A 14,154-nucleotide genomic window follows, 5' to 3' on the forward strand; every position below is an offset into this window, starting at 1 on the left:
CGTTCTCCCGGTCAGCTGGCGATGGCGAGCACGGAATCGAAGAGCCTCTGTGACATCTGCATCACCTTGCTCGCGGCCAGATAGGCTTGCTGGAAGCGTATCAGATTGGCGGCCTCTTCATCCAGATTGACCCCGGCGAGACTGTCTCGCTGCGCCTGGATCTGCTCGTGCAGCGCCCGAGAAGCGGTGGCGCCGTTGATCACCTCGCTCGCCTTGGCGCCGACCATAGACACGGTGCGCGCGTAGGCGGACTGCAGCGTGGCGGTCTCATCGTAGAGAAATTTGTCGGTCTGGATGCCGGCGAGCTTGAGCGCGTTACGATTGTCGGCCGGACCGCTTCCAGGAGCGACCGTACCGGTCGGGTCTTCTTCCGCCGCGGCGATCTGTCTCGGATCGGTGATCGCCACACCGATCGTGGAGGCGGCGTTGCGGTAGGTGGGCGCGATGACGGCGGTCTCGCCCGGCTCCAAAACCACGCTGGAGAAATCGAGGCCGTCGATCGGCTGGGTCAAATCATCGAAAATTTTACCGTCGCTCTGCCGCGTCACCCTGAGCGTGCCATTGTTCTCGCTCAGAATAATGTAGGTGTCTAGGCGAAGCGCCCCAGGGTCGACCGGAGAGACAAACGAAACGGTGACGTCGCTGCCGGCCGAACCGGTGGTCTCCACGGGCTGGGAGAGATCGATTCCGGAGAAATAGGCGTTCCCGGTCGATCCATCCAATCCATAGCCCAACTCATGCACTTCGTTGAATTTCACTGCGAGAGCGAGCGCAAGAAAACCGAGCTGGTCTTGCACTGGTTCGAGCGTGTCGCGCCTGAAGGCGAGCATGGCGCCCAGTTCGCCTCCGGTGATGAGTTGCTCGGGGAGGACTTGAGCCGCTCCGGTGCCGATCTGGTATGTGACCTGGGTGCGCATGGGCTGCGCGGGATCGGGCCGGGTGGCGAGCGTGGCGCTCTCCATTCCCTGCACCAGCGCCTGCCCGTTGCCGATGAACACGTTCATGATGCCGCGATCATCGACCACCGCATGGACGTTGACGAGCTTGGAGAGTTCGGCGAGCGCCTGGTCGCGCTGATCGAGCAGGTCGTTGGGCGCGGCGCCGTTGCCCACGCCGAGCGCCCGCGTGATTTCCTGGTTGAGCCGGGCGATTTCTTGCCCGTACTGGGTGATCTGCTGGGTAGCAAGTGAGACGTTCTGTTGCAACGCAGCGTCGATCTCGTTGATCCTGCCCGAGAGCAGGTGGAAACGATTGACCAGGGCCTCGCTTTGCGAGAGCATCGTCTGCCGCGCGGGGATGCTGGAGGGGTTGTTCGCCACTTCGTTCACGGAGTCGAAGAACTGCGCCATGGCCGAGGAAATCCCCAGATCCGGGTCGGCGATGAGATCGTCGATCGGTGCGATGAGGTCGCGATAGATCTGGTAGTAGCTCGCCTGGCTCTGCGATTGCAGCAGTTGCCGCTGCAGGAACTGGTCGTAGCTGCGCTGCACGTCCACGACGCGCGCGCCCTGCCCTACGTAGCCGTAGCCCATGTACTGCGACGGCTGGGTGGTCTGCACCGCACTCTGGCGGCTGTAGCCGGGCGTGTCGGCATTAGCGATGTTGTGGCTGGCGACGGTGAGCTTGGCCTGCGCGGCCATCAGCCCGGTCAATCCGATGTTGAGAAAATCGGCCATGGTTTGCTCCCGGCGCGAGAAGGATGTCGCCAGTAAACTAGCAATTTATGTGCCATGCTTTCGAGATCAACCGGGCAAGGCCGCGCGGAAGCGCTGGTCCTGCAGGATGGAGACGATCTTGTCGGCATAGCGGGGATCGGTGGCGTAGCCGCCGCGCACCAGCGCCGCGGCGAAGTCACGCGGTGTGCGGCTGCCGGGGACGTAGGCATAGCGCTCGTTGTTCTGAATGAGGCGAACGTAATCGTCGAAGGCAGCGGTGTAGGACGAATAGACGCGGAATTTCGCGTTTTCGGTCACCGCCCGGCCGTTGTCGTATTCAGTAACCGGCAGGGTCACGGTTGGCCCGCGCCAACTGCTGCCCGCTTTGATGTTGAAGAGATTGTGGCTGGAGCGACCATCCGGGGTGCGGATGACTGCGCTCCCCCACCCCGTCTCGAGGGCAGCCTGGGCGACGAGGAATTCCGGCGGTACGCCCAGTTGGGCGGCGGCTCGCCGGGCCTGTGGCAAGGTCTCCTGCACGAAGCGACGGATCTTCTCCGGCACCGACGTCTCGTTCGTCTCGGCGCGGCGCACCGCCGAGGCAGTCTCGGCCAAGGAGGGGAAGAGGGGGGTCGGGTCGTCTTGCGTCAAGGACACGAGCGGCACGGCCTCGTCCCCGACCTTGCCCGAGGCACCGCCCAGGGCGGCAAAAAAGCCCTTTTCTTCCAGCGCAGCGGCTTCCTCCGTTGCCACTCCTTGCCGGTTGCCGGCAGGATTTGCCGGGCGACGCAGCACGTTGGCGAGTGAAAAACCTCCGCTCGGGGGGAGTTCGCCCTGCTCACCGACGCCCGCGGCAGACGCCGCGGCTTCGTTCTGATTCCCGAGACGCTGTTCCAATTGCCGCGCGAGCATCTCACCGAGCCCGATGCCGCGGCCCATGGCGAGATTCTGGGCGAGCTGCTGGTCACTCATGTCCTGAAAGGTCCGCTCGCCATCGCTCGAGGTGAAGGCGTTGGCGGGCACGGTGGCACGCATGGCCTTGAGCATCTGCTGCAGCATCACCGCCTCGAACTGTTTGGCGGCGGCGCGCAACGCTTCGGGCGAGTCGCCCTGACGCGCCAGATTCTGCAGCGAGCGCAGGGAACGCGGATCGAAAGCGGGAACGCTCGGCACGCTCATCTTCCCTCTCCCTATCAGATCACTTCGAGGTCGGCCCGCAGGGCGCCCGAAGACTTGAGCGCCTGCAAGATGCTGATGAGATCCATGGGGGTGGCGCCGAGCGCATTCAGCGCCTTGACCACATCGGCCAGATTCGCCCCGCCCTTGACGTCTTGGATCACGGCGACGGGCTGCTCGATCTCCACCCGCCCCTGCTGGGCCGCCACCGCGGCTCCACCGGCAAACGGCGTATCCGGCTGGCTCACCGCCAGATCCTGTCCGATGGTGACCTTGAGGCTGCCGTGCGCCACCGCCACGTGCTGCAACGTCACGGCCTGATTCATCACCACGGAACCGGTGCGGGAGTTGACCACCACCTTGGCACGTTGTACGTCGGGCTCTACGGTGAGGTTCTGAAGGCGGGCAAGAAACGCGATACGCGCGTTGGGGTCGGGCGGAGAGCGAACGGCGATGGTACGGCCGTCGAGCGCCTGGGCAGTGCCGAAGCCGAAAGCGGTCTCGATCGCCCGCACGATCTTTGCGGCCGTGCCGAAATCCATTTCTTCCAGCTCGAGCTGGATGATCTCGGATTGGGCGAAATTGTTCCCGACTTCCCGCTCCACCGTCGCGCCCGCCGGAATGCGCCCGGCCGAGAGATGGTTGATCTGCTGCGCCGCGCCCCCGGATCGTGCGCCGGCCCCGCCGACGACGACGTTGCCCTGAGCGATGGCGTAGATCTGCCCGTCGGCCCCCTTGAGCGGCGTCATCACCAAGGTGCCGCCCTTGAGGCTCTTGGCGTTGCCCAGCGACGAAACGGTCACGTCGATGCGCTGGCCTGCGCGAGCAAAAGGCGGCAGTTCGGCCGTGACCATGACGGCGGCCACGTTCTTGAGCTGCATGTTGCCCGGCGGCAGGTTCACGCCCAGGCTGCGCAGCATGTTGACCACGCTCTGCACGGTGAACGGCGTTTGCGTGGTCTGGTCGCCGCTGCCATCGAGCCCCACCACCAGACCATAGCCGACGAGCTGGTTGTCGCGCACCCCTCCGATCGTGGCGAGATCCTTGATGCGCTCTCCGGCAGCCCATGCCGCACCGAGCCCGAATAAGCCCAAGGTGCAGACGAGCGCCACGGCGAGGAGCGTTCGCCCGAGGAGGAATTCGCGCACGCGTAAAGTCCCATTCATGACCAGTTCCTCAGAACGGCAGGAAGTTGAGGAAGAAGCGCTGCAGCCAGCCCATGCGCTGCGCCTCGTCGATGTAGCCGCTGCCGACGTATTCGATGCGCGCATCGGCCACCGCGGTGGATTCGACCGAGTTCCTGCCGCTGATGGTCACCGGATCGACCACGCCGGAGAAACGGATGTACTCCCGCCCCTGATTGATGGCCAGCTGCTTTTCGCCGGAGACGAGGAGATTGCCGTTGGGGTAGACGTCGATCACGGTGACGGTGATCGTGCCCTGAAACCTGTTGTCGGCCGAGGCGCCGCCCTTGGCTTCGAGGCTTTGATCGGACCCGGCGTTCAGACTCAGACCGGCCAGGCCTGACAAGGGAAGTCGCGTCATTCCGCTGATACCGGCTTCCGAATTGGTGTTCCTGCTGGCATTGGCCCCGGTGTTCTTCCTTGCCGAGGTATTCTCGACGAGGTTGATGGTGAGCGTATCGCCCACGTAGCGCGGCTTGCGATCCTCGAAGAGCGGACGCACGGCGCTTGCCTGATAGATGGCGCCGTTGTTGGGCGGCGCGGACTGAGGCGCCGGACGCGCCGTCATCGGTTGATGCACAATGGCAGGCGGCGTGGTGTCGAGCGCCGCACAGCCCGACAGCACGAGCACTCCGAGCAGCAGCCACGGGTTGGCGCGCTCGAACGGGGCACGCAAGGTAGCGGTTCGCCGTCTCATGGCCATTCCCCCTTACAGCTGGGTCAGACGCCCCAGCATCTGATCCGAGGTCTGCACGGCCTTGGAATTGAGCTCGTAGGCACGCTGGGTGATGATCATGCTCACCAGTTCCTCGGCCACGTTCACGTTCGAGTTTTCCACGTAGCCCTGGTTGAGCACGCCGGCGCCGTTGTTGCCAGGAATGTTCACCGCCGGCGGGCCGCTCGACTGCGTCTCGGCGAAGAGGTTCTCGCCCAGCGCCTGCAGGCCGCCTTCATTGACGAAGGTGACGAGCTGGATCTGTCCCACCTGTACCGGCGCGACCGCCCCTGGTTGCAACACGCTCACCACGCCGTCCTTGCCGATGGTCACGGAGAGGGCGTCCGGGGGAATGTTGATCGCATCGGCCAGCGGATAGCCCGAGGCGGTGACCACGTTCCCCTGGTTGTCCAGCTGAAAGGATCCGTCCCGCGTGTAAGCGAGGGTGCCGTCGGGCATTTCGATCTGAAAGAAGCCTCGCCCCTGGATGCCGACGTCGAGCGGGTTGCCCGTCTGTTGCAGCGTTCCCTGAGTGAAGATGCGCGCCGTGGCCACGGGGCGCACGCCGGTGCCCATCTGCAGGCCGCTGCCGATCTGGTTCTGCTGCGTCTGCTGCGCGCCCGGCTGACGCAGCGTCTGATAGAGCAGATCCTCGAACACGGCGCGCTGGCGCTTGAAACCGTTGGTCGACACGTTGGCGAGGTTGTTCGAGATGACGTCGAGCTGGGTCTGCTGTGCGTCGAGCCCCGTGCGGGCGATCCAGAGCGAACGGATCATGATCGTTCTCCTATGGGCGCCGCCACGTTCGAGGAAAACGGAGCGGCGCGGTTGCTACGTTGCATGATTTCATCTTACGTCCGCCGCCTCGCTGCCCGTCGCTGGAAAACCGGCGTTTTGCCGCCTCATTTCCGCCGGCTGCTCCCTCAGCGTGCCGGCGAGAGGATGGCCGAGGCCCGGGCGTCGTTCTCCTGGGCGGTGGTGATCGCCTTGGTGTTCATTTCGAACTGGCGCGAGAGCGCGATCATGCGTACCATCTGATCGACGAGCGACACGTTCGATTTCTCCACGTAGCCGGCTTTCACCGCCACGTTGGGATCGGGAGGCGATCCTCCTCCGCCCTGCAGGCGGAAGAGTCCGTCGTCTCCGCGCTGCAGATTCTCCACCGGGGGATTGACCAGCTTGAGCCGCCCCACGACTTCCACGACCTGGGTGTCGGCCGGGTCCATGGCCGAGATCGTTCCGTCCTTGCCTACGAGAAACTCCCGATCCGGCGGCAGCGCGATCGGCTGATCATCCTCGCCGAGCACCGGCTGGCCGCCGGGCAACTGCAGGATGCCGTTGGGGCTCAATTGGAAATTGCCGGCGCGCGTGTAGGCTTCACCGCCGTCAGGCATCTGCACGGCGAACCAACCAGGGCCTGCGATCGCCACGTCGAGCGGCCGCCCGGTGTAATCGAGCGGGCCGGATTCGAAGTTGGTCGCCACAGTGGCATCCACCGTGAAGGCGCGCGAGGGCAGCGCCTCGGTCTGCACCTCGACCGCGCGCAGCCGGTGCATCGCCTCCTTGAACCCGGCGGTATCCACGTTGGCGAGGTTGTTCGCCACCGCCCCTTGCTGCTCCAGGGTGTACTTCGCGCCGGTCATGGCGATGTAGAGCATGCGATCCATCGCGGTCCTCCTTCAGCGCCGGATATCAGCGCAGATTGATGATGGTCTGCAGGATCTGATCCTGCGTGCGGATCGACTGGGCGTTCGCCTGATAGGCGCGCTGCTGCACGATCATGTTGACCAGCTCGGCGGTGAGATCGACGTTGGAGGCTTCGACCGCACCGCCGCTGATGAAGCCGCGCGTGCCCGCGCCGGGCGTTCCCGCCACGCCCGGTCCCGATTCAAGCGAGGAAATCCACAGGTTGTCGCCCATCGACACCAAGCCATTCGGATTGCGGAAGGCAGCGATCGCCACCGTCCCCACCGTGACCACGTTACCGTTGGTATACCGCGCCTGGATTTGACCGGTAGGCATCACCAATACACTCGCCAGTTCCCCAGCGGGAACGCCATCCTGGCTGATGGTATTCACGGCGGAGGCGAGGGCGAATTGGGTGGCGTTGAGGTTGATGTTGATGCTACCGTCTCCGTCGCCACCGATCGTGGCGCCATTGGCCAGCGTAATACCAGAAAAAGACAAGGAAGAACCACTGGTCAAAGCCCCCGAAGCATTGAATTGCAAAGTTTCCAGAGGCGTTAGTGATACTGGTGGTGAGACAAGCGAAGGATCTGATGACTCATCACCTGAAAGGGTGCCATAGACATCCCACGTCGAGTTTGGGTCATTTTCTGTCGGTCCTGTTCGCACGAAATACAAATTTAAGTTGTGGGCGATTCCAAGCGAGTCGTAGGTCACGACCGTCGTGGAGAAGTTATAGGTTTTGGGATCACTGGGGTTGAATGGATTGGCAGTTTGATCGATTACCGGCTGGTTGGCATCCAAATTGAACGTCAAGCTGACGGTAGAAGTTTCCCGCGGCGTGCCAGTATCGTAGGGCACTTGAATCGGCACTGCATCCCCGGCCCCAGCAGTACCGGGATAGCCGAGCAGCTGGTAGCCCGTGGCTGTGGTCACGTAACCATCCTTGTCGAGCTGGAACTCCCCGGCACGGGTGTAGAACGTCTGGTTGTCGCCCAGCACGGGACGCTTCACCATGAAGAAGCCATCGCCGTTGATCGCCATGTCGAGCGAATTGCCCGTCTCGGTGATGCTGCCCTGGCTGAAATTCTGCCGTACGGCGACCACACGCGAGCCGCTGCCCACCTGTTTGTATGGATCGGCCCCAAGCGTGGAGGAATAGACGTCGGCGAACACCGCCTGGTTCGCCTTGAAGCCGCTGGTGTTGGCATTGGCCACGTTGTGGCTGATGACGTCGAGCGCCTGCGAGGAGCTGGATAGGCCGCTCAAGCCTTGTTGGAATGCCATAATCTTCTCCTTTGTCAGATGATCTGCTTGACCTCGTCGAGGGTGAAGATACCCAGATCACCCACCTGGAGGTCGATACTCTTGGGGCCCTTGACCACGCCAGTGACCTGGCCGAGCTGCAGCGGCCTGGCATTGACCGTGTCGCTGCCGTTCTTGGCCTCGACCTTGATCTTGTAAATGCCGGGCTGGGCGGTTTGTCCGTCGTCGGCCTTGCCATCCCAGACGAAATTGTGGCTACCGGCGTCGAGCGATCCCAAATCGAGCGTGCGCACGAGCACTCCGGCCTGATCCGTGATCGTCACCTTGACACTGCTCGCCGCGAGGGGCAGATCCACCCCAGCGATGCCTCCTGAATTCGTGAGCATGATCTGGTTGCCGGCCACCAGCACCCCGCGCCCCACGAGCGACGCCATGTCGGTCATCTGCGCCGTGCCTGCGAGCTCCGAAACGAGCTGGTTGAGTTTCTCGATGCCCTGCACCGTGCTCATCTGCGCCAGCTGCGAGGTCACCTCGGCGTTGTCCATGGGGTTCAAAGGATCCTGGTTCTTGAGCTGGGTGGTCAGGAGCGTGAGGAAGCGGTTCTGCATGTCCTCGATGGCGCCAGCCGTTACGCTCTTGCTCGTCTCGCGCTGGCCGTATTGCGCCAGGATCGAATTCGCCGTGGTGGCGGTAGAAGAATTGATCGTGCTCATCGTCCGTCTCCGGTGGGTTCGTCATCGATCGGCGACGGTGCCGTAACCCGCACCCCACTCACTGCCCGATCGTCAGGGTTTTCTGTAGCAAACTTCGTGCCGTATTGATGACCTCGACGTTGTTCTGGTACGAGCGCGAGGCGGAGATCATGTTGACCATCTCCTCGACCACGTTCACGTTGGGCATCTGCACGTAGCCGTTCTCGTCGGCCGCCGGGTTGTTGGGCTCATAGACGAGGCGCATCGGGGCGGCGCTTTGCACGATCTGGCTCACCTGCACGCCCTGGGCCTCGCCGTCACGGATGGGGATGGTGCGGAAGACCACCTGCTTGGCGCGGTAGGGCTGGCCGTCGGGGCCGACGACGCTCTCGGCGTTGGCGAGGTTGGAGGCGGTGGTGTTGAGGCGAACCGACTGCGCCGTGAGCGCCGAGCCCGCCACCTTGAACACGTCGAGCATTGCCATGACGATCTCCCTGCCCTATCACTCACTGCCCGGTGATGGCGGTGCGCATCCCTTTGAGCAGCCGGTTGATGAAATTGAGGCTCGCCTCGTAGTGAAACGCCGTCTCGGCGAAGGCCGTGCGTTCTTGGTCCATGTCGACGGTGTTGCCGTCGACGGACGACTGCACTTCGGTGCGGTAGCCCTCGTATTCGGTAAGCGGATCCTCGCCCCCGGCCGAGAGGTGCTTGGGGTCGGTTTTCTTGAGCCCCGGGGCGCTGCGGCTCGACTGGGCCTGGGTGAGGGCGGCGCGGAAATCGAGGTCGCGCGCCTTGTAGCCGGGCGTGTCGGCGTTGGCGATGTTCGAGGCGATGAGCTGCTGCCTGCGGGCTTGCACTTCGAGCGCATGGCGCTGAAAAGCGAGGGCTTGTTCGAGTTTTTCCAACATGGTCATCCTCCGGTTTGGGACGACGGGTAATGAGCACTTTCCATGCCTGACAGGATAAGTCCCTGCCCGTCAAGGCAAAGGGCGGAACATACGGGATTCTTCCCGGCAAATTCGCGCTTGCCTGCCGGCAAGGATTGCCGGGCTTGCCGATCCGTGTTAGAACTTCGGCCCATGAACGCCGTCCGCCTTTTCGCCTTTTTCTTTGCCTTCGCCCTCGGGCTGTGTAGCCTTGCGGCCGAAGCGCGCCAGGAGCCGCAGGCAGTGGAGCAGACCGTACGGGCTTTCCTGCAGCAGGCGACGGCGGGGCTGCCGGGGCGGGTGCAGATCGAGGTCGATCCGTTCGACCCCTACAATCAGCTCCCTCCCTGCCGCCAGCTGCAGGCCTTCGTGCCGGAGAACGTGCGGCTGTGGGGACGGGTGGCGGTGGGCGTGCGCTGCACCGAACCCACGCCATGGACGGCCTATCTCACGGCCAGGGTCGCGGTTTTCGGGGCCTATTACCAGAGCGCCCGCCCCTTGCGCGCGGGGCAGGTCCTCTCGCCCGACGATCTGCGCCGTGAAGAAGGAGAACTCACGGCGCTGCCGGAAGACGTGGTGCTCGATGCCTCCCGCGTGGTGGGCGCACGCCTGCGTGGCAGCCTCGCGGCCGGCCAGCCCCTGCGCCAGAGCCAGATCGTGTTGCCCGACGTCGTCTCGCCGGGAATGGACGTCGTCGTCCGCGCCACTGGCCCGGGCTTCGTGGTGGAGAATCGCGGCAAGGCGCTCAATCGCGCCGCCCCGGGCGAGACGGTACGGGTGCGGCTCGAGGGCGGGCGCGTCGTTTCGGGTCAAGCCCAACCAGATGGCTCGGTAGCGCTCGGCCCTTAGGGTGGCGAGCATCACCCACCGTACGGCGGCATCGTGCGATTCCGTGCGGAAAATGCTAAAGTTTTCTCATGACTTGCCGTTACCTCCCCCATCGACGCACCGGATTCGAAGAGGAAAGGCGATGAAGATCGGAACCCCTACGCCGCCCACGACGGGAGGGGCGGAAGCCCTGAGGCCGAGCCCTGCCGGCGGCCAGGCGCCCTCTGCCACGCCGCGTGCTGGCAGCACGAACGACTCGGTGGCCGTTTCACGCCTGGCGGATTTGCTGGCGCAGGGAGAACGCGCGATGGAAACCACTGCCGAAATCGACGCCACCCGCGTCCAGGAAATATCCCAGGCAATCCGCGACGGGCGCTTTCACATCGACCCCGAGCGCATCGCCGACGGCCTGCTTGCCGGCGTACGCGATTTCCTCATCCTAGAGAACCGATGAGCCTCTCTCCCACCGCCCTCGCCCTGCTCTCCCAACTGCTCGCGCAAGAAGAGCGTGCGCTCGAACGTTTCCTCGCCGTGCTCGAAGAGGAGCGCCGGGCCCTTCTCGCAGGCGAAGTCGAGGCGATCACGTCGAGCGTGGAGCGTAAGAACGAGATTACCGAATCCTTACAAAACTGCGGTCGGCAGAAACTGCTGCTGGCGGCAAAAAGCACCGGCAAAACCGAGCAGGAGGCCGCCGCCGTGCTCCAGCAATGGATGCAGGAGCCTTCGATCGCCCCCGTATGGGAACGCATCCGAACGCTCGCCGAACGCTGCCAGCGCGCCAACCTCGAGAACGGCACCTTCATCCGCGAGCGACTCGCGCTCAACCAGCAGGCGCTCGACGTGCTCCTCGGCGCCCAGGAGCGCCTCACCACCTACGACGCGCTCGGCACCACGCGCCTGCGCACCGCCACCCGCCGTCCGCTGGGCTCGGCCTGAACGCCCCGTCGTCGAAACGGGCATTTTCTGCCACAATGCAACCCGTTGGCCGATCGCCGGAGCCTCGCGTCATGATCACCGTCGTCTTCAACCAAAAAGGCGGGGTGGGCAAGTCCACCATCACCGTCAATCTCGCCGCCATCGCCGCCCGACGCGGGCTGCGCACCCTCGTGGTCGATCTCGACCCGCAGGCGAACACCACGCGCTACCTGCTGGGCGAAACCGCGGAAACCGCCGAACCGACGCTTGCCGAGTTTTTCGACCAGACGCTCAACTTCAAGCTCAACCCGAGGAGCACCGAGGAATTCGTCTTGCCCACGGCGCACGAGAATCTCGCCCTGCTCGCCGGTCACGGGGCGCTCGAAGAACTCCAGGGCAAGCTCGAATCCCGCTACAAAATCTTCAAGCTGCGTGAAACCCTGCGCGAGCTCTCCGCCCGGTTCGACCGCATCTACATCGATACCCCGCCGGCGCTCAACTTCTACACCCGCTCGGCGCTCATCGCCGCCCGCTGGTGCCTCATCCCCTACGACTGCGACGAATTCGCCCGGCGCGCCCTCCTGCAACTCCTCGAAACGCTCGAAGAGGTCCGCGCCGACCACAACCCCGAACTGCAACTGGCGGGTATCGTGGTCAACCAATTCCAGAGCCGCGCCACCTTGCCGCGACAGGCGGTGGACGAACTCGCTGCCCAAGGTTTGCCCATACTCTCGCCCTACCTCTCGAGCTCGGTCAAGGTGAAAGAGTCGCACCAGAAGAGCTTGCCGCTCGTCGCGCTCGAACCCGGCCATCGGCTGGCGCAGGAATTCGCCGCCCTCTTCGAGGCGATCGAAGCGCGCACAACCGGCCAGGGAAACGCTGCCTAGAGCCGTTCGAGCGGCGCCACCGACAACAACAGCCGCTTGATGCCCACCGCGGAGCCGAAGCGCACGCTCGCCTGAGCGTGTGCCCCCGCGCCTTCCACCGCCAGAATCACCCCCTCGCCGAAGCGCGGATGGCGCACCCGCTCGCCGCTGCGCCAACCGTTGCCTGCCGTCGTCGCCGGCGCCGGGGCGGAAGCGCGCGACGGTGTCGGCTGTGGCGCTTTCTGCTCGCGACGCCTCGCGTTGAGCCACAGCAAGCGCTCCGCCGGAATCTCCTCGAGAAAGCGCGAGGGCTGATGGTATTCGGTCTGCCCGTGCAGCATGCGGATGTCGGCCCAGGAGAGATAAAGGCGCTGGCGCGCCCGGGTCACCGCCACGTACATCAAGCGCCGCTCCTCTTCCACCCCGCCGTCGGCGTACAGGCTGTTCTGATGGGGAAAGAGCCCCTCCTCCAGCCCGGTGAGGAAGACGACGTCGAACTCCAGCCCCTTCGAGGCGTGCACCGTCATCAGTTGCACCGCCGCCCGGCCCTCCTCGGCCTGCTGTTCGCCGGATTCGAGCGCGGCGTGTTGCAGGAAGAAGGCGAGCATCTCGTGTCCCTGCGCCTCGATCCCCTCGCTCGCCATCTGGGCGACGAAATCGCTCGCCGCGCTCACGAGTTCGTCGAGGTTCTCCAACCGGTCGCTCCCGTCGCGCTCGGCGGCGTAGTGCGTGCGCAACCCCGAGCCGCCGATCACCCGCTCGACGAGCTCAGGCAATGGCGACTCGCGCGTCTGTTCGCGCAGGCGCTCGAGCAGCTGAAGGAATCCCTGCAAAGCCGCTCCCGCCCGGCCGGTGATGCGCGTGGCCGCCGCGCTGATGCCGGTTTCCTCGTCGCGCTGTGCCGCCAGCGCCTCCAGCGTGCGCGCCCCGATGCCGCGCGGCGGGAAGTTCACCACCCGCAGGAAGGCCGTCTCGTCGTCGGGCAGCAACAGCAGCCTCAGGTAGGCGAGCGCGTGCTTGATCTCGGCGCGGTCGAAGAACCGCTGTCCGCCATGGACGCGATAGGGGATGCCGGCGGCAAGGAGCGCGTGCTCCAGCGCACGCGACTGGGCGTTCGCCCGATAGAGCACGGCGATCTGCTCGGCCGAGACGCCCTCGCGCAGCAAATTGCCGATCTCCTCGGCCACGAAACGGGCCTCGGTGCCGTCGTCGGGCGCCTGGAACACGCGGATCGGCTCGCCCTCGCCCGCCTCGGTCCATAGATTCTTGCCCAAACGTTCGCGGTTGTGGGCGATGATGGCGTTGGCCGCCGCGAGGATGTTGCCGTGTGAGCGGTAGTTGCGCTCGAGCCGGATCACCGCCTGCACGCGGAATTCCTGCTCGAAACGCATCAGGTTGCGCGCGAGCGCCCCGCGAAAGCCGTAGATCGACTGATCGTCGTCGCCCACACAAAAGAGGAAGGCCCCGGCCTCGCCCGTGACCGGATCGGCAGCGAAGCGCTGCAGCCAGCGGTATTGCAGGGCGTTGGTATCCTGGAATTCGTCGACCAGCACGTGCCGGAACCGTGCGCGGTAATGCGCGCGCAGCGCCTCGTCGCGCGCGAGCAGCTCGTCGCTGCGCAGGAGCAATTCGGCGAAATCCACCACCCCTTCGCGCTGGCACTGCGCCTCGTACTCCTGCCACAGCGGCAAAAACCGCTCGGCGCGGCGCGACTCGGCTGCCACCTTGTCCGGGCGCAGTCCCTGCTCCTTGTGCGCGTTGATGAAGGAAAGCAGCTCACGCGGCGGCGCCGTCTGCTCGGAGACGTTGAGCCGCTTGAGCAGGCGCTTGATGGCCGAGAGTTGGTCGGCCGTATCGAGGATCTGGAACATTTGCGGCAAACCGGCCGCCTCGTGATGGATGCGCAGCAGGCGGTTCGCCAACGCGTGGAAGGTCCCCACCCACATGCGGCGCAGGCTCGGGCGCAGCGCCTCGGGCAAGAGCCCCGACAGGCGCGAGGCCATCTCGCGTGCCGCCTTGTTGGTGAAGGTCACCGCCATGATCTCGTGCGGCCCCGCCTCACCCGTCTCCAGCAGCCAGGCGATACGGCTCGTGAGCACGCGCGTTTTTCCCGACCCTGCACCCGCGAGGATGAGGGCATGCTGCGGCGGCAGGGTCACCGCCGCGCGCTGTTCCGGATTGAGTCCCTGCAAGACTTCGTGCATCGTCCGTCCTCCGGCTTCGTGCCGGTGTGATCTCTCTCCCC

Annotated in this window: 15 protein-coding genes; 4 read left to right on the plus strand and 11 right to left on the minus strand. The window is 64.9% G+C overall.

The features are described 5' to 3' along the window. Positions 1 to 11: 11 nt before the first annotated feature. From flgK to flgB, 10 genes are all read right to left on the minus strand, one after another. Positions 12 to 1,676 (minus strand): flagellar hook-associated protein FlgK, encoded by a 1,665-nt coding sequence (gene flgK, locus EPD80_RS07580; RefSeq protein ID WP_142810806.1) that lies wholly within the window; start codon positions 1,674 to 1,676, stop codon positions 12 to 14. A 66-nt stretch (positions 1,677 to 1,742) separates the two neighbouring features. Continuing rightward, the gene (flgJ, locus tag EPD80_RS07585) at positions 1,743 to 2,834 is read right to left on the minus strand and encodes a flagellar assembly peptidoglycan hydrolase FlgJ (RefSeq protein WP_142810808.1); all 1,092 of its coding nucleotides are present in this window, start codon (positions 2,832 to 2,834) and stop codon (positions 1,743 to 1,745) included. 14 nt (positions 2,835 to 2,848) lie between these two features. Then, a complete protein-coding gene (locus tag EPD80_RS07590) occupies positions 2,849 to 3,997 on the minus strand; it encodes a flagellar basal body P-ring protein FlgI (protein WP_142810810.1) in 1,149 nt (382 codons plus the stop codon). A gap of 10 nt (positions 3,998 to 4,007) precedes the next feature. Then, entirely contained in the window at positions 4,008 to 4,712 is a 705-nt protein-coding gene (locus EPD80_RS07595; protein ID WP_142810812.1) for a flagellar basal body L-ring protein FlgH, read from the minus strand. 12 nt (positions 4,713 to 4,724) lie between these two features. Continuing rightward, the gene (gene flgG, locus EPD80_RS07600) at positions 4,725 to 5,507 is read right to left on the minus strand and encodes a flagellar basal-body rod protein FlgG (protein ID WP_142810814.1); all 783 of its coding nucleotides are present in this window, start codon (positions 5,505 to 5,507) and stop codon (positions 4,725 to 4,727) included. Positions 5,508 to 5,653: 146 nt separating this feature from the next. Further along, entirely contained in the window at positions 5,654 to 6,397 is a 744-nt protein-coding gene (gene flgF / locus EPD80_RS07605) for a flagellar basal-body rod protein FlgF (protein ID WP_142810816.1), read from the minus strand. Between the two features lie 25 nt (positions 6,398 to 6,422). Continuing rightward, positions 6,423 to 7,703, minus strand: a complete 1,281-nt coding sequence (gene flgE, locus EPD80_RS07610) for a flagellar hook protein FlgE (RefSeq protein ID WP_142810818.1) — start codon at positions 7,701 to 7,703, stop codon at positions 6,423 to 6,425. A 14-nt stretch (positions 7,704 to 7,717) separates the two neighbouring features. Further along, on the minus strand, positions 7,718 to 8,395 hold the full coding sequence (locus EPD80_RS07615) for a flagellar hook assembly protein FlgD (protein WP_142810820.1): 678 nt from the start codon (positions 8,393 to 8,395) through the stop codon (positions 7,718 to 7,720). Between the two features lie 58 nt (positions 8,396 to 8,453). Further along, positions 8,454 to 8,858, minus strand: coding sequence for a flagellar basal body rod protein FlgC (gene flgC / locus EPD80_RS07620; RefSeq protein WP_142804387.1), 405 nt, complete (start codon positions 8,856 to 8,858; stop codon positions 8,454 to 8,456). A gap of 22 nt (positions 8,859 to 8,880) precedes the next feature. Next, positions 8,881 to 9,282, minus strand: a complete 402-nt coding sequence (gene flgB / locus EPD80_RS07625) for a flagellar basal body rod protein FlgB (RefSeq protein WP_142804386.1) — start codon at positions 9,280 to 9,282, stop codon at positions 8,881 to 8,883. Between the two features lie 171 nt (positions 9,283 to 9,453). On the opposite strand from flgB, the gene flgA reads away from it, so the two are divergent. The 4 genes from flgA (at position 9,454) to EPD80_RS07645 (ending at position 11,930) form a co-directional block, all read left to right on the plus strand. Beyond that, positions 9,454 to 10,149 carry a flagellar basal body P-ring formation chaperone FlgA gene (flgA, locus tag EPD80_RS07630; protein ID WP_142810822.1) on the plus strand — a complete coding sequence of 232 codons (696 nt, stop codon included), beginning with the start codon at positions 9,454 to 9,456 and terminating at the stop codon, positions 10,147 to 10,149. A 121-nt stretch (positions 10,150 to 10,270) separates the two neighbouring features. Further along, on the plus strand, positions 10,271 to 10,582 hold the full coding sequence (gene flgM / locus EPD80_RS07635) for a flagellar biosynthesis anti-sigma factor FlgM (RefSeq protein WP_142810824.1): 312 nt from the start codon (positions 10,271 to 10,273) through the stop codon (positions 10,580 to 10,582). Further along, positions 10,579 to 11,064, plus strand: a complete 486-nt coding sequence (locus EPD80_RS07640) for a flagella synthesis protein FlgN (protein WP_142810826.1) — start codon at positions 10,579 to 10,581, stop codon at positions 11,062 to 11,064. Before flgM ends, EPD80_RS07640 begins: the two co-directional genes overlap by 4 nt. A 71-nt stretch (positions 11,065 to 11,135) precedes the next feature. After that, positions 11,136 to 11,930: a ParA family protein gene (locus tag EPD80_RS07645; RefSeq protein WP_142810828.1), complete on the plus strand. Its 795-nt coding sequence runs from the start codon at positions 11,136 to 11,138 to the stop codon at positions 11,928 to 11,930. Here EPD80_RS07645 and EPD80_RS07650 read toward each other — a convergent pair. Next, entirely contained in the window at positions 11,927 to 14,113 is a 2,187-nt protein-coding gene (locus EPD80_RS07650; protein WP_142810830.1) for a UvrD-helicase domain-containing protein, read from the minus strand. The genes EPD80_RS07645 and EPD80_RS07650 overlap by 4 nt on opposite strands. Between the last annotated feature and the right edge of the window lie 41 nt (positions 14,114 to 14,154).

This window comes from Tepidiphilus olei, assembly GCF_006980705.1.
Taxonomy (GTDB): domain Bacteria; phylum Pseudomonadota; class Gammaproteobacteria; order Burkholderiales; family Rhodocyclaceae; genus Tepidiphilus; species Tepidiphilus olei.

Coding starts and splice junctions, on each gene's coding strand:
- flgK (WP_142810806.1), bottom strand. CDS start 1,676: ATGGCCGATTTTCTCAACATCGGATTGACCGGGCTGATGGCCGCGCAG.
- flgJ (WP_142810808.1), bottom strand. CDS start 2,834: ATGAGCGTGCCGAGCGTTCCCGCTTTCGATCCGCGTTCCCTGCGCTCG.
- EPD80_RS07590 (WP_142810810.1), bottom strand. CDS start 3,997: ATGAATGGGACTTTACGCGTGCGCGAATTCCTCCTCGGGCGAACGCTC.
- EPD80_RS07595 (WP_142810812.1), bottom strand. CDS start 4,712: ATGAGACGGCGAACCGCTACCTTGCGTGCCCCGTTCGAGCGCGCCAAC.
- flgG (WP_142810814.1), bottom strand. CDS start 5,507: ATGATCCGTTCGCTCTGGATCGCCCGCACGGGGCTCGACGCACAGCAG.
- flgF (WP_142810816.1), bottom strand. CDS start 6,397: ATGGATCGCATGCTCTACATCGCCATGACCGGCGCGAAGTACACCCTG.
- flgE (WP_142810818.1), bottom strand. CDS start 7,703: ATGGCATTCCAACAAGGCTTGAGCGGCCTATCCAGCTCCTCGCAGGCG.
- EPD80_RS07615 (WP_142810820.1), bottom strand. CDS start 8,395: ATGAGCACGATCAATTCTTCTACCGCCACCACGGCGAATTCGATCCTG.
- flgC (WP_142804387.1), bottom strand. CDS start 8,858: ATGGCAATGCTCGACGTGTTCAAGGTGGCGGGCTCGGCGCTCACGGCG.
- flgB (WP_142804386.1), bottom strand. CDS start 9,282: ATGTTGGAAAAACTCGAACAAGCCCTCGCTTTTCAGCGCCATGCGCTC.
- flgA (WP_142810822.1), top strand. CDS start 9,454: ATGAACGCCGTCCGCCTTTTCGCCTTTTTCTTTGCCTTCGCCCTCGGG.
- flgM (WP_142810824.1), top strand. CDS start 10,271: ATGAAGATCGGAACCCCTACGCCGCCCACGACGGGAGGGGCGGAAGCC.
- EPD80_RS07640 (WP_142810826.1), top strand. CDS start 10,579: ATGAGCCTCTCTCCCACCGCCCTCGCCCTGCTCTCCCAACTGCTCGCG.
- EPD80_RS07645 (WP_142810828.1), top strand. CDS start 11,136: ATGATCACCGTCGTCTTCAACCAAAAAGGCGGGGTGGGCAAGTCCACC.
- EPD80_RS07650 (WP_142810830.1), bottom strand. CDS start 14,113: ATGCACGAAGTCTTGCAGGGACTCAATCCGGAACAGCGCGCGGCGGTG.